Annotated in this window: 19 protein-coding genes; 13 read left to right on the plus strand and 6 right to left on the minus strand. The window is 45.4% G+C overall.

The window, feature by feature from the left end; translation table 11 throughout:
* Positions 1 to 6 precede the first annotated feature (6 nt).
* The 3 genes from flgL (at position 7) to fliW (ending at position 2,093) form a co-directional block, all read left to right on the plus strand.
* Entirely contained in the window at positions 7 to 1,089 is a 1,083-nt protein-coding gene (flgL, locus tag ACL934_RS02975) for a flagellar hook-associated protein FlgL (RefSeq protein ID WP_413613040.1), read from the plus strand.
* 60 nt (positions 1,090 to 1,149) lie between these two features.
* Positions 1,150 to 1,377 (plus strand): carbon storage regulator CsrA, encoded by a 228-nt coding sequence (csrA, locus tag ACL934_RS02980; protein ID WP_041869353.1) that lies wholly within the window; start codon positions 1,150 to 1,152, stop codon positions 1,375 to 1,377.
* A 188-nt stretch (positions 1,378 to 1,565) separates the two neighbouring features.
* Entirely contained in the window at positions 1,566 to 2,093 is a 528-nt protein-coding gene (gene fliW, locus ACL934_RS02985) for a flagellar assembly protein FliW (RefSeq protein ID WP_374077531.1), read from the plus strand.
* A 58-nt stretch (positions 2,094 to 2,151) separates the two neighbouring features.
* On the opposite strand, the gene ACL934_RS02990 is transcribed toward fliW, so the two are convergent.
* Both ACL934_RS02990 and ACL934_RS02995 read right to left on the minus strand, forming a co-directional pair.
* Positions 2,152 to 2,511 carry a hypothetical protein gene (locus ACL934_RS02990; RefSeq protein ID WP_374077533.1) on the minus strand — a complete coding sequence of 120 codons (360 nt, stop codon included), beginning with the start codon at positions 2,509 to 2,511 and terminating at the stop codon, positions 2,152 to 2,154.
* A gap of 194 nt (positions 2,512 to 2,705) precedes the next feature.
* Entirely contained in the window at positions 2,706 to 3,929 is a 1,224-nt protein-coding gene (locus ACL934_RS02995; RefSeq protein ID WP_374077535.1) for a DNA recombination protein RmuC, read from the minus strand.
* Positions 3,930 to 4,037: 108 nt separating this feature from the next.
* Between ACL934_RS02995 and menA the strand changes: the two genes are divergently transcribed.
* The 4 genes from menA to ACL934_RS03015 are packed head-to-tail and all read left to right on the plus strand — an operon-like array spanning position 4,038 to position 7,364.
* Positions 4,038 to 4,925: a 1,4-dihydroxy-2-naphthoate octaprenyltransferase gene (gene menA / locus ACL934_RS03000; protein ID WP_374077536.1), complete on the plus strand. Its 888-nt coding sequence runs from the start codon at positions 4,038 to 4,040 to the stop codon at positions 4,923 to 4,925.
* Complete coding sequence (menC, locus tag ACL934_RS03005; RefSeq protein ID WP_413613041.1) at positions 4,922 to 5,914, plus strand: o-succinylbenzoate synthase MenC; 993 nt, start codon at positions 4,922 to 4,924, stop codon at positions 5,912 to 5,914. The genes menA and menC overlap by 4 nt, the downstream gene beginning before the upstream one ends.
* On the plus strand, positions 5,890 to 7,050 hold the full coding sequence (locus ACL934_RS03010; protein ID WP_413613042.1) for an AMP-binding protein: 1,161 nt from the start codon (positions 5,890 to 5,892) through the stop codon (positions 7,048 to 7,050). The genes menC and ACL934_RS03010 overlap by 25 nt, the downstream gene beginning before the upstream one ends.
* Positions 7,047 to 7,364 carry a (2Fe-2S) ferredoxin domain-containing protein gene (locus tag ACL934_RS03015; RefSeq protein ID WP_374077542.1) on the plus strand — a complete coding sequence of 106 codons (318 nt, stop codon included), beginning with the start codon at positions 7,047 to 7,049 and terminating at the stop codon, positions 7,362 to 7,364. The genes ACL934_RS03010 and ACL934_RS03015 overlap by 4 nt, the downstream gene beginning before the upstream one ends.
* A 2-nt stretch (positions 7,365 to 7,366) precedes the next feature.
* Here ACL934_RS03015 and ACL934_RS03020 read toward each other — a convergent pair whose 3' ends face one another.
* The 4 genes from ACL934_RS03020 to ACL934_RS03035 form a co-directional block, all read right to left on the minus strand.
* Positions 7,367 to 8,947 carry a hypothetical protein gene (locus ACL934_RS03020; RefSeq protein WP_374077544.1) on the minus strand — a complete coding sequence of 527 codons (1,581 nt, stop codon included), beginning with the start codon at positions 8,945 to 8,947 and terminating at the stop codon, positions 7,367 to 7,369.
* Positions 8,948 to 9,103: 156 nt separating this feature from the next.
* Positions 9,104 to 9,517 (minus strand): hemerythrin domain-containing protein, encoded by a 414-nt coding sequence (locus tag ACL934_RS03025; RefSeq protein WP_374077546.1) that lies wholly within the window; start codon positions 9,515 to 9,517, stop codon positions 9,104 to 9,106.
* A gap of 92 nt (positions 9,518 to 9,609) precedes the next feature.
* The gene (locus tag ACL934_RS03030) at positions 9,610 to 10,065 is read right to left on the minus strand and encodes a YkgJ family cysteine cluster protein (protein WP_374077548.1); all 456 of its coding nucleotides are present in this window, start codon (positions 10,063 to 10,065) and stop codon (positions 9,610 to 9,612) included.
* Between the two features lie 7 nt (positions 10,066 to 10,072).
* Positions 10,073 to 10,498 (minus strand): acyl-CoA thioesterase, encoded by a 426-nt coding sequence (locus tag ACL934_RS03035; RefSeq protein WP_413613043.1) that lies wholly within the window; start codon positions 10,496 to 10,498, stop codon positions 10,073 to 10,075.
* An 81-nt stretch (positions 10,499 to 10,579) separates the two neighbouring features.
* Here ACL934_RS03035 and ACL934_RS03040 point away from each other — a divergent pair, with 81 nt between their 5' ends.
* The 6 genes from ACL934_RS03040 to ACL934_RS03065 all read left to right on the plus strand — a co-directional run bounded on the left by ACL934_RS03040 (position 10,580) and on the right by ACL934_RS03065 (position 16,771).
* Entirely contained in the window at positions 10,580 to 11,536 is a 957-nt protein-coding gene (locus tag ACL934_RS03040; protein WP_374077552.1) for a polyprenyl synthetase family protein, read from the plus strand.
* The gene (locus tag ACL934_RS03045) at positions 11,533 to 12,600 is read left to right on the plus strand and encodes a prenyltransferase (RefSeq protein WP_413613044.1); all 1,068 of its coding nucleotides are present in this window, start codon (positions 11,533 to 11,535) and stop codon (positions 12,598 to 12,600) included. Before ACL934_RS03040 ends, ACL934_RS03045 begins: the two co-directional genes overlap by 4 nt.
* Positions 12,576 to 13,331 (plus strand): class I SAM-dependent methyltransferase, encoded by a 756-nt coding sequence (locus ACL934_RS03050; protein WP_413613045.1) that lies wholly within the window; start codon positions 12,576 to 12,578, stop codon positions 13,329 to 13,331. The genes ACL934_RS03045 and ACL934_RS03050 overlap by 25 nt, the downstream gene beginning before the upstream one ends.
* The gene (locus ACL934_RS03055; RefSeq protein ID WP_413613046.1) at positions 13,309 to 14,481 is read left to right on the plus strand and encodes a hypothetical protein; all 1,173 of its coding nucleotides are present in this window, start codon (positions 13,309 to 13,311) and stop codon (positions 14,479 to 14,481) included. The genes ACL934_RS03050 and ACL934_RS03055 overlap by 23 nt, the downstream gene beginning before the upstream one ends.
* Positions 14,482 to 14,523: 42 nt before the next feature.
* A complete protein-coding gene (locus ACL934_RS03060; RefSeq protein ID WP_374077559.1) occupies positions 14,524 to 15,414 on the plus strand; it encodes a PP2C family protein-serine/threonine phosphatase in 891 nt (296 codons plus the stop codon).
* A gap of 217 nt (positions 15,415 to 15,631) precedes the next feature.
* On the plus strand, positions 15,632 to 16,771 hold the full coding sequence (locus ACL934_RS03065; RefSeq protein WP_413613047.1) for a citrate synthase: 1,140 nt from the start codon (positions 15,632 to 15,634) through the stop codon (positions 16,769 to 16,771).
* Positions 16,772 to 16,827: the final 56 nt, after the last annotated feature.

The following is a 16,827-nucleotide window of genomic DNA, read 5'->3' on the forward strand; positions in this document are numbered from 1 at the left end:
GAAAAAATGAGAATCGCGGATAAAATGGCTTTCAATCAAGTGAATCAGAATCTGACGAAGAATCGTTCAGATATGGCTGACTTGCAGAACCAAGCTGCGACTCAAAAGCGTATCAATAAACCTTCCGATGACCCTTTGGCGTCAGCCCGTGTTCTTGCTTCGCGCACGGAAGAGCGTGGCAACACGCAGTTTATTAAAAATATCAATAACGCTCGCTCCTTCTTGGAGTTCTCCGATCAATCTCTTGGAGAGCTTTCCGAGATCCTGGTGCGTGCGAAAGAATTAGCTATCTCTCAGTCCAATGATGCCAGTGGAAATGCGGAATCGCGCATGGTGACGGCTTCCGAGATCGGTCAGATATACAATCAGGCTGTGCAAATCGGAAATCGTAAGTTGGGTGAGCGCTACATCTTTGGCGGTTATAAAACTCAAACAATGCCGTTCAGTCAGGCCGGAGAATACTTCGGTGATGATGGCGACATGAAAATCCAAACTCATAAAGACTCTTTTGTTGCGATGAATATTTCCGGCAACAAAGTGTTCTTGGGTAAAGGCTTGGGTGGCGACGGGATTGTTCGTCCTCGTTATGAAGCTCCGACAGATGTGAACCAGCTTAAAGAGTTCCAGCAAGAAGAGATTCAACGCCAAGAACAGAATCAAGATATCGAAAGCAACTACCTTGAAACTCGGGGCCCGGCTTCTGAGCGTCGTTCTAGCCGCACAGATAAGCAAGATCCGGTGACGGGTGGGGCAGGTATCAATCTTTTTAGTACGCTCAGAAATCTCGAAGTTTCTTTGCGCACGAATGATAAAGAAGGTGTGCAAGAGACCTTGGACACCTTGGATCAAGCTATTTCTCAGGTCGTACTAGCTCGATCTGAGGTTGGGTCCAGAATTATGGCCGTTAATAATACCATGGACTCTCTGCAAAAGGCCGTGGTGGATAATAAAGTGGCAGCTTCCCAGCTTGAGGACGCGGATGCTTTCCAGGTGATTTCGGATATTAATAAGACCGATAGCACCCTAAAAGCGACCCTTGAAACCTCTGGAAAGCTTATTCAGCCAAGCCTTCTTGACTTTCTCAGATAAAAATAATACCTACAGTTCCGCTTAAAACTGCCGATAACGACTGCAGCAAAAGGAGTTGTCATGCTGGTTCTCACACGGAAGTTGGGTGAAAGCATCGCTATCGATGACCACATCAAAATTAGAGTAGTACAAATCAAGGGTAAACAGGTCCGTTTAGGTATCGAAGCGCCCAAAGACACCAAAATCCACCGTGAAGAAGTTTACGTTGCGATCCAGGAACAAAATCAGCAGTCAGCGAGTGTTCCAGCAGACAAAACGCGTAGCGTTGCTAAGCTTTTAAAGCCATAGTTTGTATTTTCTTAAAAGGGGTCCCATCGGCCCCTTTTTCGCGCCCAGAGCCCTGAAGCGGCTCGTCATATCAGCTAAATTTTAATTGAGTCTCCCTAGATTTAGGTCCAGATTTATAGATGTATTCACCATCAAAGCGCCTTCGTGTGTCTAATTTATGGGTGAATCCTGAATTTTTGGGAGGATGAATGATCATTTCGACATCGCGCTTCGGCCAAGTTGAGCTGAAACAAGAAGATGTTCTGACTTTCTCCGAAGGCCTTTTGGGCTTCGCGGATTTGCGTAAGTTCGTTCTTCTCGATGATCCAAATGATGAGATCTTCGCGTGGTTGCAAAGCTGTGAAGCGCCGCAAATCGCTTTCCCAGTTCTTGAACCAGAGCTTTTCGCTCCTCAGTACAAAGCCACTCTCACAAAAAGTGATATGGAAGCCTTGAAACTGACTAGCCAAGATAAAGCCCGTTATTTTTCTATTGTCACAATTCCTGACGACCCAACATTGATGACGGCGAACTTGAAAGCTCCCGTTGTTGTGAATGTTGCGGGTAGAATGGCTCGCCAATGCGTGCTTCAAGACAACAACTTGGCGATCCGTGAACCTATCTTCACAAAACTTCAACAGCGTGTAGTGCAAAACCCAGCGGTTGCGATTAAAAATCAATCTTCAGGTATTGATGTTGCGACGAAGTTGCATGTTGTGAAAGACGCTGAACTTTAAAAGTTCAAATTTAAGATGAAACTGCAAAAGGCTCGGTGAAAACCGAGCCTTTTTTATTTTAGTCAGCCCACTCGTCAGTAATTTCTAGCCTTTTAATTTTGCATTCAGAAATCAAAGTTGTTCCATTGGAAACGGATTTTTTAAGAACCTGCAAAGTTACATCCGCAGTGCCACCAATGGCACCTTCGCAAGATCCTCTTCCATAAGAAAGAGAATACACATTGCCCTTAACTTCATCGACAGAGCCTACAAAGGCGCCGTTAATACAGTCTCCAGATTCATCCTCTTTTGTGTCGTCAATTGCTGCTTCGATTTTACCAAGGCAAGAACCTGTGAACTCAACGTTTGTCTCTGCGTGAGCTGTCAATGTTGTGAAACCAACCGCGCCGAATACAAAACTCATAATGATTGCTTTCATAAAAACATCCTTTCATTCGTGTTTTTTCGAATGGAGCGGAACTTAGCAGATCCTCTGAAATCCGCAATAGGTGGGGCTTGCGAGAGGGAAATCTTAACAAAGCAGCTTATGAAAGGTCACCAGAACGAGCGAGGAGAACTCTTGCAGGAAATGAACTGACAAAAGTTTGGTCAGTCATTTCCTTTTTTCTACGATTAGGCGTTTTCAAGTTGCGGTAAGGATTTTTCGGTCTTTGCTCCCAAGCGCTTCAAGTCTTCCACTTGGTCGATCAGGTTGCCACGTCCTTCAGAAACCTTTTTGATCACTTCTTCGTGGGCTTTTTGAGCCGCACCCAGTTTTTCTCCCAGGTTTTGGAGATCTCTTAAGAGGCCAGCGAATTTTTCATAAAGAAGGCCGCCGCGTTTTGCGATTTCCAAGGCGTTCTTTTCCTGACGATCTTGTTTCCACAAAGCCGCCACTGTGCGAAGGGTTGCAAGCAATGTTGTGGGACTTACGATGGCAACGTTTCTTTCCCAAGCGTATTGGAAAAGTTCTGGCTTCAATTTAAACGCCAATGCGAACGCAGGTTCCAAAGGCATGAACAGAATCACAAAATCCGGAGAGATCAGCTTGTCAGCCGCGTGATATTTTTTCTCTGAAAGTCCATCGATGTGTTTTTTTAAAGACTCCACATGCAGTTTTCCTGCGCGCTCTTGTTCCTCCGGAGTTTCCGCAGAAGAGTACTGTTCATAAGCGATCAACGTCATTTTAGAATCGACGATTAAATGTTTTTCGTCTGGCAAGTTCACGATCACGTCAGGACGAAGAATTTGGCCGTCTTCACCGCGCAAATCCATGTCAGTACCTTGGATGATGTACTCGTCACCTTTACGAAGGCCGGAACGTTCCAAGATATTTTCCAGAATCAACTCACCCCAGTTGCCTTGGGTCTTCACTTCGCCTTTAAGGGCTTTCGTTAAATTCTGAGTTTCCGCTGACATCACTTTGTTCAGTTCCATCAGTTTCGTCAGCTCGCCGCGAAGCACGCCGCGCTCAGAGCGTTCTGTGGAATAAGTTTCTTCTACCTTCTTTTCGAAATCTTTGATGCGCTCTTTGAGAGGCTCCAAAACAGAGGCGATGTTTTTATGATTTTGATCCGTAAATTTCGCTGATTTTTCTTCAAAGATTTTTTGCGCAACAACTTCAAATTGCACGTTCATGCGATTGGCAAGTTCCTCTTGCTGTTTGCGCGCTTCGTTCATCAAGGTCTTTTGTTCTTGCATGCTTTGTGAGAGGAGGTCGTTTTTCATTTGCAAAGCTTGAACTTCGGCCTGCAAGGACGCCTTTTCTGACGCGGATTGGGCTTTGTGACGGAAGTAAACAACGAGACCTGAAATGAGCGCTCCTGCAATAAAAGCGATAAGGGTTACAAGATTCATAAAAGGTCCTCCTAGGACTTCTTTTGCCCTTAGAATTTCTTTTGGTCACGCGAAAAGAATCTGATACAAGAAGAGGATAAATATAACCCTCAACAATGCGATGCAAAAATGACTTCTGCGACTCAAATTAAAAGTATTATTCTCGCTTTCCGTCCGAAAACTTTGACAGCCGCTCTTATTCCTTGCGTGGCAGGAACGGCCTTGGTGAAAGCCATCGGTCTTTCTTGGGATGGATGGGTTTTGTTTTATGCTTTGATGGCATCTTTTCTAATCCAAATCGGCACAAACCTTGTGAACGATGCCGTGGATTTTCAAAAGGGAGCGGATACTGAAAAACGCATCGGTCCTCAGCGCATCACACAAGCGGGAATTTTGTCGGCGAATCAAGTGATGGCTTTGGGTTCTTTGTGTTTCCTCCTCGCAGTCCTATGCGGAGTTCCGCTGGTGATGAAGGGTGGTTGGATGATCGTGGCGATTGGTATTGCTTCGGTCTTGATGGGTTACTCTTATACGGCCGGTCCGTTTCCTTTGGCGTATTTGGGGCTCGGTGATCTCTTTGTGATTTTGTTCTTTGGACTTCTTGCCGTGATGGGAGTGGTTTTCTTAAACACAGGAAAGTGGTTGGAAGAGGCTTTCGTCTTGGGATTGCAAATTGGATTTCATGCGACGGTTTTGATTGCGATCAACAATCTTCGCGACCGCAGCGGTGATGCTTTGGTGAATAAGAAAACTTTGGCGGTTCGTTTTGGCGTGCAGTTCTCTCGTTGGGAAATTGCGACTCTCTGCTTTTTACCTTTTGTACTCAATATCTATTGGTGGTTGGAAGGTTATAAAATTCCAGCGATCTTTTCGTTGTTCGCATTGCCTTTGGCTGTGAAAATCACAAAAAATGTTTTCGCCACAGAGCCCAGTCCCGCCTATAATAAATTCCTAGGGCAAGCAGCGGGGCTGCACATGCTCTTTGGAATACTTCTCGCGATTGGATTTGCATTTTGATCAAGATCTCCTATAGCCCTTACACTCTAAAGCCCGTTCAAATTTTGAACGCTGTTTCCGCAGCGGCTCCGCGAGAAGGAGTTCTTCTTAAAGTTGAATGGTCTGACGGGTTGACGGGTTATGCCGATCTTCATCCGTGGCCTGAGCTGGGCGATCTTTCTTTGGAAGACCAGCTCTCGGATTTACGCCGCGGGCGTATGTCCGGGCAAATCGAACAAAGTATTTGGCTGGCTCGCAGAGACGCACAACTTCGCCGCGACAAAAAGAATGTTTTTGAAGGCGGAGAAAAAATCAAAAGTAATTATCTGCTTTCTGATTTCAAACTTTTGAAGCCGGGATTTTTAGATGAGCTAAAAAACGAAGGTTTCACAACTCTCAAAATCAAAGTGGGAAGAAATCTGAAAGAAGAAGCAGATATTCTTACTCACGTTGCAGCGGCCGGTCTTAAAATTCGTTTGGATTTTAATTCTGTTGGCAGCTGGCAGATCTTTGAAAGATTTATGGGGAGTTTGCCTCTCACAGTGCGCCCGCTCATTGAGTACGTAGAAGATCCTTTTCCCTTTGATGTGCATGCGTGGAATGAAGCCAAGAAACTTGTGAAGATTGCCGTCGACAATCAATACGACAAAGTTCCTTGGGACAAGCTCTCGGCCGTGCCCTTTGATGTGATCGTCATCAAGCCGGCAAAGACCGACGTGGATCAAGCGATAGCTCGTTGCCAGAAATGGAATCTTAAAGCTTCCGTGACAAGTTACATGGATCATCCTGTGGGTGTGGCGCACGCCGCGGGAGTTGCCATGGAACTTAAGAAAAAATATGGCGAGATGATTTTGGATGCGGGTCTTTTGACTCATCGTCTTTATCAAATGGATCCTTTTTCTGCAGAGCTTTCTACACAGGGCCCTTACTTGTTGAAAGTAAAAGGAACGGGCGTTGGATTTGACCAGCTCTTGGGGGCGTTGCCGTGGTATCAGGTAAAAATGAACTAGATCTTGCCTCTAGCAAGAATGAAATTTTACTGAATCCTCGTTGGCCCAAAGAAGACCATGAAAAGTTATGGTCTTTGGCGACACATGTTCAAGACGAAAGACATCTACAAGGTCATGTGTGGATTGCGACCTCGGGTTCGACAGCAGACTCTGTTGCGGGAACAAAATTAGTCGCACTTTCTAAGCAAGCTCTAGTGAATTCTGCAAAATCAGTGAACACACATCTGCAAAGCACTTCGCAAGATGTGTGGACTGAAGTTCTTCCGCACTTTCATGTTGGAGGCCTGGGAATTGAGGTGCGCGCGTCTTTGGTGAATGCCCGTGTTGTGCCAGCTCTCAAAGAGCAGCGCTGGGATGTCCATCATTTCTATGAAGTTTTAAATTCAGAAAAATGCACTTTGTCGGCTCTTGTGCCAACACAAGTTTATGATCTTGTGACTCACTCTTATAAAGCTCCGTCATCGATGCGCGCGATTGTTGTCGGGGGAGGCGTTTTCGAGGCAGAGCTTTATAAAAAAGCCCGTGCTTTAGGATGGCCTGTTTTGCCAAGTTACGGAATGACAGAGACAGCTTCGCAAATTGCCACGGCCTCTTTGCTGTCTCTGGCGCAATCTGAGTATCCTCCCATCGGGCTTTTATCCCATGCTCAAGTACAAAAAAATGCCGAAGGTTTTTTGCAGGTTCAGGCATCTTCGCTTTTTACTTGTTATGCACAAAACACTTCTGAAGGTAGGAAGTCTTGGGACCCTAAAGTGAATGGCTGGTTTACTACCGAAGATCAGGGCGAACTTATTGACGGGGCTTTGTATATTCAAGGGCGCAGTAAGGACTACGTTAAAATCGGCGGCGAAGGAACCAATGTTGCCCGTTTGCGTTCGGTGATGGAAAACGTGGCCTTACAGATGAATGCCAGTTGGCCGTCGCAATTGGCAGTCCTGGACATGCCCTCTGACAGACTAGGAAGCGAAATCCATCTTGTCAGTCAACTGTCAGAGGCGGACACTGAAAAAGTGGTACAGCTTTTTTCAGAGAAGGTGCTTCCATTTGAAAAAGTTCGTAAAATTCATTATGTGAAAGAAATTCCCCGTAGTGATCTGGGCAAAGTTTTGTGGGGAGATTTGAGGAAACAGTTATGAAAAAAGAAGAAAATCCGTGGTCTAAAGGTGTTGTGCTGGTTTGTACAAAATGTGCAAAGTCCATCAGTGCCAAGTCATTGCATGAAGAGGGCAATGCCGGAGAGAATTTAAAAACCTTTCTCAAAAAGTCTTTTAAAGAAACAGATGATCTTGCAAAGATTCGTGTGGTGACTTCAAGCTGTCTTGATGTGTGTATTGATGAATTTCAGGCGGTGACTTATGCGCCGACAGAGGGAAAAACGGAGACCTTCATCGTTCATCCCGAGGAAGATCGCGAGAAACTTCTTAAACATTTGCGCGAGAAAATTAAGTAGACCTACTCCACAACGAGTTCTCGAGAGGGAGCTATGAGACCTGACGATGTCAGGCTAAAGTGATAGGTCCCGATGGTCGCCGCATTTGGTTTAAAGTAAATCACCATGGAACTTGATTGGGCGGCGATAGACACATTCGAAATCACTCCTGATGTGCACGATGGTTCGCTATAGAAAGTACCGACATTCGCTTCCAAAGTCGCAAGCTGAATATTAGTTGCTGCACTCACGGGCAACTGAGTTCCATTGGCATTCATTGAAACGACACGGAAAGAATAACAAGTGTCGTGACTCAAGATTCTAGGACCCCAAATATCTACATGGGTGACTGAAGATTTGGTCGAAAGATCTGCGCGCAGAGGGATCGGACTTGAGTCATACGTTAAAGAACCTGCCGTTGCTGAAGCAATCGACACAGAAAACTCTTTATAGGATGTCGTATCTGAGGCTGATGGGTTGTATTTTACGTAAGCCGTGATTGTAGAGCTGTAAGGCGCAAGTGTGTAAGTTGATAATTCAGCTCCGCAGGACGAGTCTTCATAAAACTTCACTTGGGATTCTGTTGAGGTGAAATTAAAACTGTTACTGTAAGTATCATTCGCGTACCCGTGATTGTATTGGTAAGCGCGGATCTTCAGTGGATAACAAACGCCCTTGTAGATTTGATGAATAGGTTCTTCTGTCGCAAGCCAACGATAATTCGAATTGGAAGAGGAGTCGCGCAAGATCACCGACGTATAATTCGTATCGGCGACAAGTGAAGACGGATTCGTTATACGGAAGTCAAAAGCGGAATCAAGAGGCGCATCTGGAAATTTATAAATTAAATCCATGCCGTCGGAGCCAGCAGGGATTGTGAAAGATTTTTGCGTGGAAGCTGGGCCGGTATTGCATTCTTGCCAATTCGTATAGGCATAAACGCTCCCAGAAACAGTCCCGCCAGCGCGCTTTTCAAGGCTGAATGTGATCGCCGTTGGCGTTGTCACTCTATATCCCGAGGAATTAAGTACGGCGACGCGGAAAGATTCGCAGATACCAGATCCAGCAAACCCACGTGGCCATGTTTTTTCTAAAATGATTTTGACCGGAGAGTTATTAGAGCCTGGCGAAGTCCCAGAGTTATTATCCACCAATGTTAAGGTCTCTGTGTCACCAATCATCGACTCGCCTTTGATATAAAGATAGTCGACATGGCTGCCGTTATTTCCTGTTTGGATACCCCAAATATTTTGCAGATCGTTTTTTGTCAGATAGATATCAAAGGAGCCGTCCGTGCAATCGCGATCATTGGTTGTTCCCACAGGAAGGGACGTTCCCGAGATATCAGGATTTACCGGAGGTTGATGCCACACACTCTTATCAAAACTTACAAAGATGTTTCCGACACGCGCATCGCAAGACCCTTGAACTCGGGCGTAGCTTTGCGAATCAAAATCTTGATTAAAAGGACTTGTGCCTTTCAGCGCGGGCGCGGGAAGTTTCTTTCCTAAAGAACCCACATCAAGCTCGGGCTCTTTGCAGCTTGTGAGCAAGACAGCAGAAAGAAGAATAGTAATAAAATATTTCGCAGATACGTTCAACATGCCTTACTCATCGACAAAGGACCGGGAGGTCTTAAGCCTCAGAATGAGATTCTTCATGGATCTAAGCAGATTGTAAGAATTCTGCCTCAAAAGGAAATGAAAAACGCCGAATATAAATAATCCGGCGTTTTCTTAAAGTGAATATTTTCGTAAATTTTAAGCGGCTTTTTTATCAACCACTTTATCAAACATACTGTAAAGAGTTTCCTCTTCACGACGAATGCGGTTTGCAAGAGCCGAGTGCAATTTCGCGAAATCGCGTGCGAACTCTATCGGGTTTCCCCCTTTTTCATATTTAGCGAAGAAGTCCAAAGCCGCAGGGGCGAGGGTTTCCATGTCTTTTGCTAGAACATTCAAAGTGCCTTGCATAGACGAATCTGCTGCCGCCGCTTTTTTAAGAACAGGATAGAGTTCCACGTCTTCGTGTCTGAGATGTGCGAGAAGAGCTGCTTTGGCAGCGACCAGTTTTTTAGGAGCATCGGGATGAGCAATTCCTAGATTTTTAATTTCTTCCAGAGCAGAGACGAGAATCTTGTGATCATTTTTAAGCTTTGACGTAAGTTGCGACATGCAAACTCCTTTGCTGTGCAAACTTATCGTCCAATCAGGGTAGAGAATGAATTAAATATTCGAAATTCTCAAAGTGAGATGGGAATACGAGTCTATTTACCCCATCCCTTTTCGCTCTCAATCTGTTCGCGAAGTTGCGCTTCGATTTTTTCAGCAGGGATGACAGGACCCCGACCCACACCCGGACAGAAAGCTTTGACGTCTTTGGCCCAGGACTTTGCATTCATCACTTCAGGCCAAAAAGGCCACGTACGACATTGTGTCGGGCGAGCTTCGTAAATGCCACAAGCTTTGCCTTTTAAAAACATGCAGTCTGGATTTTTAGGATCTTCCTTCAAGTGCCAGATGCCGCCGGTCTTTTCGCAGTAGCGACGAGTGAAAGTGGAAGTGCTGATTTTTAAATGTTTTGCAAAACGTTGGCGATCTTCCAAGCTCAGATAAACAAAGCCGTACTCGCCATGGGATGTGCAACACTTGCCAGAACCCGTGCACTCAAAGCGCACGCCTTGTCTCCACCATTCGTTTCCTGTGAATTTGAATTCTTCCATAAATTTCCTAACCCTGAACAGTCGACTCTAAATAAGGTTCAATGCGTGTCTTCAATATAGAAGGCAACTCTGCTTTTTGCATAGTCTTTCCGTCAACCACGGCGTGAACCATAGTTACAATAGCATGGGTTTTGTCTTTCTGCGAAAAAACGTACTTCACTTTAAAAGACGTCTGGCCAATGCTCGCAACCGAGGCCGCAATCTCATAAGTTTCACCGGGACGGAAGGGAGAAAGGAAGTTTGCCTCAGTATGGCGGATCGGAATCAGGTAGTCAGTCTGGCCAAACCATTCCTGGTAAGTATACCCCGCGGCCACGATGAACTCTTCAAACGCATCATGGGCAATGGCGAAAATATTCCCGAAAAACATGATTCCCGCCGGGTCGGCTTCTCGGAATGTCAGGGTCTTTTTTGTACGGAAGACTTTATTCATAATGCCCGGAACTTTAAGAGGGAAGAGCCCTTGACAGCAAGCAGATAAATCGCGAAGTTAAGGCCTCTCCAGGAGATAAAATTGCAGCGAAGTGTCATTGATCTTAAAGTCTATGATCCAAAGGATTTTCCGGCCTATCTGCCCAAGCTGAACAAGCTTTATGACGACCTCTTTGCAGGTGGTAAAGGTTTTCGTGCGAAGTTGATTCGCATGATGGGTGCAAATCTTTCGCTCGATCCTAAAGCGGAACTTCTTTTGGGACAAACAATCGAGTTCATTCACAATGCGTCTCTTTTGCATGATGACTTGATTGACCGTTCCCATCTTCGCCGTGGCAAAACAGCAGCGTGGTTGAAGTACACTCCCGAGTACGCTGTTCTTGCGGGCGATTATTTGCTGGCGCGTGTGATGGTGAATCTTTCGGGTCACGGCAATATAAAACTTGTTCAATACACAGCCGAAGTGATTTCCGATTTGCTGGAAGGGGAGTGGTTGCAAGACTCCGTTGTTGGCGATTTCTTCGTGACCTTGGAACAACTCGATCGCATTCACAATTTGAAAACGGCGAGTTTGTTTAAGTGGTGTATTCGGGCTCCATTTATCGCGAGTGAGAGATACGACGAAGAACTTCATCGTATTTTGGAAGAGATGGGCACGTTATTGGGACAACTGTTCCAACGCAGTGACGACCTTTTGGATTACGACATCCGTAACGATGAAGGCAAAGCCATCTTGGGCGATTTGAAATCGGGTTATTTGAATTCTTTCGGTGCTTATGTTTGCAAAGGCCGTTCTCGTCAAGAGATCGACAGCATCGTGAAAAGCAAAACGTTGGAAGAGTACTATGCGAACATTGGCGGCAAAGCGCAGTTCGATCAAAAACTTCTGGAGTTTGATGAAATGAATAAAGGCTTGATCCAAATGTACAATCATCATTTGGACCGTCTGAAAACATTCTTGAAACCGGGAGAAGAAAAACTCATCGAGCAACTTCGTCCTTTGACAGAGATTCTTTACTGGAGAAGGAAGCCTTCGTGAGTGAACTGATCACGCTCTCTAAAAACTCACCGGAGTTCGAAGCTTATTTGATGGGGACTTTTGCCAAAGACAAAAGAGCTTTGCCTTTGCAAACTCTCAACGTCAATTCGGCTTCAGAGACCGTGACCTTTCGTGTGGTTCCTTTAAAAACTCTTTCTCGTCCTTCATCGCTTGTAGTTCTTTTGAAGACTTTTAAAGCGCGCAGTTTTTTATTGATTCTGGTTCCGCTCTTTTTGACTCTGACAAAAAATATCGCTGATAACACGGTTATTGATCCAGTGACGACAGTGATTGCGACTCTTGGAGTTCTTTTGGCTTTTATGGCCGTGAACTTGCGCAACGACTACATGGACCATCTTAAAGGCGTGGATCGTGTTTTAGAAAAAAGCGGCAGTCGCGCGATTCAGAATGGTTGGGTGACGGCAGCTCAGGTGAAGTCGTACTCAAGTATTCTTTTAGCGCTCTCGGTTTTGAGTGCCATTCCTCTGGTCATTGCTTTTCCGGTGATTGCCGGAGTTATTGCTCTCAGTCTTGTTGTGGGATTGTGGGCGCAGTTTAAAAAACAGAACTCTTTCAAATACCAAATCGGCGGAGAGTTTGCTCTTTTCTTGATGCTCGGACCTTTGCTTACTGTTGGCTATCAATTGGCGATGGGTGCGGGGTTTGACGACGAGATTTTCTGGTTGGGCTGTGTATGGGGTTGGCTTGTTCTTTTTGTCGTGCACTTAAGAAACTTCATGAACATTCTTCCGAGCGCGCAAGCAGGCTTTACCAATACAGTGAATTGGTTGGGCTTTGATAAATCCCGTCGTTTGCTTGCAGCATGGTGGGGCCTTTTTGTCGTTTTCAACTTGGCTTATCACTTGCTCTATGCGGGATTCTATTGGGGCCTTTATCTTTCCATCGCTCTTTTTATTTTGTCGGTGATTTTCGTCTACAAACTTAAGAATCTTTCAAGCCCCGTAGGCAGTGAGCTTCGCGGTGTTTTCCGTTCGGGCTTTCAACTTTTTTTGCTGACCATAGGCCTTTGGGTGTTTGAATGTCTGTGGTATCTGCTTCAGTAGTATCTAAAATTTGCATCATCGCGACACCGGAAGCGCTCGAAAAAGCGCAGGTTTGGGCTGATTTTTTTAAGTGTCCGGTGAATCCCGCGAACTCAGCGGATTTCTTTTTTCATTTTCATGTGGAAGACGGAAGAGTTTATGTGCGCGATCAAGAAAAGCGTTTGTTAGAAATTGATTTCGATAAAAATCATTTGGATTACGAACGCAAAGGTCATCGTGGGAAAAATGAACTTATCGCCAAGGCCTTGGGTGTGGCGAAAGGCTATCGCAAAGTTCTGGATCTTTCTGTGGGCTTGGCGGTGGACAGTGTTTTTCTGACACAATTGGGATTTGAGGTGATGGGGGTGGAGCGTTCTCCCGTTTTGTATGCTCTTTTGAAAGAGGCCTTTGCTCGCACTGAAAAAGACTATTTGAAGTCTTATCAATTATACTTCGCCGACAGTTTGCAGTTCTTAAAAGAGAACAAAGGCAAACTTGCGGTGGATGCTATTTACTTTGATCCCATGTATCCACATAAAAAGAAATCGGCGTTGCCGAAGCAAGAGATGGTCGTTTTCCGTGATCTCGTCGGTCATGATGAAGACGCCTCTGAAGTTTTAAAAGAAGCTCTGACGTGGCCCGTACAGCGTGTTGTGGTGAAGCGCCCAATGCACGCAGAAGAACTATTGCCAGGAGTCCGTCACTCTTACGAGGGAAAGGTGGTTCGCTATGATACTTATGTGGTTGGGTAGTTTTGTTTTGATGATGTTCGGTCTTACAGAATCACAAAAGCACGCGGCGGCTTTCTTTGCGAACTTGCAAAAGAACTTTTTTGAAAAAGGTTTTGAAGTGAGCACGGCAAAAATGTTCGTGCGCACTTTGGATGTTGTGGTACTAGAGGCCTCCCCGCAAAGATCCCTTTATACGGGTTTGGCTTTGTACAATCTTAGAATTTTAAGTCTTCGCGCCAGCAACCTTATCATGTGTCTTAGTACTTTGGGTGCTTGGTGGGTTTTAATTCTGGGACTTTTGTTTTTAAGTTTTAACGGTTTCTTTTTATTAGGTCTTTGTGCATTGGGATTGATCGGTATGTGGAAAGCTCCGAAGGCAAAACTGCTTTTGAAGTGGGTTTTTGTCACAGGTGTTTTTCTTATTGGTGGCGAAACAATGTTAAGAAACTCCACAGTTGTGCAGACGATTTTAGGGCAAAGTGATTTGGCTTTCTTTTTAGCTGATGGCCGCTTCGGGGCCGTCTTGGGAATTTTAATCGCAAGTATTGTGATGAGTTTTATTGTGCAAGTGGAGTTTTGGTCTTTGGCTTTAGCTTTGTCATTGCTTCTGACGAACACTCTTTCTTTCAACGGGGCCTTGGCGCTGGTTGCGGGAGAAAGAATCGCGCGCATGCTGTTGTTCTGGTGGCGCAGTCGCAGTTTGAATCAAGATTGTCGCAGAATTGGTTTTCAGCTTTCGATGGTTTCTATTCTCGGAGTGCTCATTGGATTTTTAGTAGCCGGAGAAGCGCGCAATCTTTTCTATCTTGGATTTTCTTCCGACTTGTCCTCTTTCCAGGATAAGAGTTTGCAGTTTGTGATGTTGTTTGCGGTGATTTTAGTTTTCCAATTTATCGCGCAAATGGTGTGGGGGCATTTTGGCAGTCTTGCAAAAGTCGATGAGCTGCAAGACGCAAAATATTTCCCAGCCTCATGGATGGAGTTTGAACTTCTATCTCCTCACGCCATGACGTGGGCTAAAGACAAAGTCCATAAAAGACTGAGTGAAATTCGCTATCACTTGCAGGGCCTTCATTCTTTAAAAGAAGGCCAAGTGCCGGAGCACATTCAAGCTCGCTTGAAGCTCGAAGAGCAACAGCTTGCGGCCCTCGACCAAAGTCTCAAGGTCTGAAAAGGGTGACACCCTTCTTTGCTGCCTTTAGAATGTGAGGGCATGGCAAACGAAAATGATTTGAAAGAACGTATTTCAGAGTTGGAACACGAACTGGCGGTGAAGGATGCAGAACTTCATCGTTATCGCTTGGAATTGACCAAGGCCAATCACGCTTTGGAAAAAATGATCAATCAGGTCAGCCAAGAATTGAAATTGGCGCAGACTTTACAAAAGTTTTTATCTCCTACTCAGCTTCCCAATGTTCAAGGTTTTGAATTTAGCACGAAGTTTTTGCCCGGCACTCGCTCTGGTGGGGACTACTTTGATATTTTTGAGCATGAAGACAAATTGAAATTCGGAATCTTGATTTCCAGTGCCAGCGGTTATTCTTTGTCCTCGATGCTGCTTTCGGTGATCATTAAAATTTCTTCGCAAATGGAAGCGCGTCGGGGGCTTGAAGCACACAAAGTTGTTTCTCTCTTGGCGAAAGAAGTCGTGCCTTCCATCCAAAATGACGACAAAGCCAGCATCTTTTATGGTGTTGTTGATCGCCGCAGTTACGAAATGCAGTATTGTTCCGTGGGTGTCATCGATGGCTTTTTGCAAGTCTATGGTCAGGATTCTTTGGTGGAACTTCTGCCAACGGGTCCGAGCTTAGGCAAGGATTATAACACGGAGCCTCAAAGTCGTACGATCCAGCTCAACCCCCGCGACCGCGTGGTTCTTGCCACCGAAGGTTTGAAAATGTCCCAGAACTCCTTAGGGGTCAATTGGGGAGGCCATGGTCTTTCAGAGGCGATTTCTCGCGCTGCTAAACAAGGTGTGCACGAACTCCGCAACGAAATCCTTTACGCCAACGAAAAATACTCCGGCAAAACCGATCCCGTTCGCGATCAAACCGTCATCGTCACGGAAGTCAAAGACCGAGTCATCAAGCTTGCTAAGAACTAAGACCGGGCTTGGGGCCGTCCGGGCCCCGCAGAGGTTTGGTCTCGGAAGTAAATTCCCAAGCCCTCTCTCAGTTTTAGAAGTCCTCGTCTCCGACTTGAGCATCGATCGCATTTTCATCTTGTTTGCCTTGCGGCTTTTGTAGGGTTTGAGGGTGACTTGTTGTTGAAATTGTTGTTATGAGTAGAATGTTATATTGAAAGTCAGAAAGGACACTACAATGGCTGAAGTAAATATTTACGAAGGCGCCTTGGACAAGGGTTTGGAAGGCGTTGTTGCGTGCACGACGAAAGTTTCTTTTATCGTCGGTGATTCTCTAAATTTCCGTGGTTATACGATTGACGATTTGGCTGCGAATTCTACATTTGAAGAGGTTACTTACCTTCTTTGGAACGACAAGCTTCCAACAGCGGCTGAGCTGCAAACTTTCTCTGCTGAACTTCATAAAGAAATGGCGTTGAGCCCTGATTTCATCAAAGTTCTTAAAGGAATTCCAACGAACGTTCACCCAATGGGTTGGTTGCGTACAGCGGTTTCTTTGATGGCTCACTGGGATTCTGATGCGAATGATAATTCCGCAGCGGCGAACTTGAAAAAATCTGTTCGTCTGACGGCGAAAATGGGAACTCTTCTTTGCGCATTCGATGCGATCCGCAAAGGTCAAGAGCCTGTAACTCCGAAAACGGATAAGTCTATCGCTTGGAACATGATGTACATGTTGGGCGGTGGTAAAGAGCCTAATGCTGAACACGTAAAAGTGATGGACACTTGCTTGATCCTTCACGCGGACCATGAGTTGAACTGCTCTGCATTTGCAACTCGCGTGACGGCTTCTTCTTTGTCTGATCTTCACTCTGCGATCGTTTCTGCGATTGGCGCGTTGAAAGGCCCTCTTCACGGTGGTGCTAACGAACAAGTGATCTTGATGTTGCAAAAAATCGGCAACATGGAGAAAGCACAACAATTCGTGAAAGACGCTTTGGCTGCGAAAGAAAAAGTCATGGGTATCGGTCACCGCGTTTATAAAAACGGCGACCCTCGTGCTCGTATCTTGCGTGGTATGTCTGACAAGTTGACTAAAGCAGCTGGTATTCACCATATGTACGAAATGTCGACTTTGATTGACGATACTATGTTCAATGAAAAAGGTTTGATGCCGAACGTGGATTTCTACTCTGCGACGGTTTACTTCTCTATGGGTATTGCGACTGATTTGTTCACACCAATCTTCGCAGCTTCTCGTATTTCCGGATGGTGCGCACATGCGTTTGAGCAATATGCTAACAACCGCATCTACCGTCCTCGTGGAAAATGGGCTGGTAAAGAAGGCCTAAAATGGGTTCCCGCGAACCAAAGATAGGGAACATCGGTTCCTAAAAAAAGGCTGACTGCAAGGTCAGCCTTTTTATTTTGTAC

Source organism: Bdellovibrio sp. HCB-110, from assembly GCF_047323225.1.
Taxonomy (GTDB): Bacteria; Bdellovibrionota; Bdellovibrionia; order Bdellovibrionales; family Bdellovibrionaceae; genus Bdellovibrio.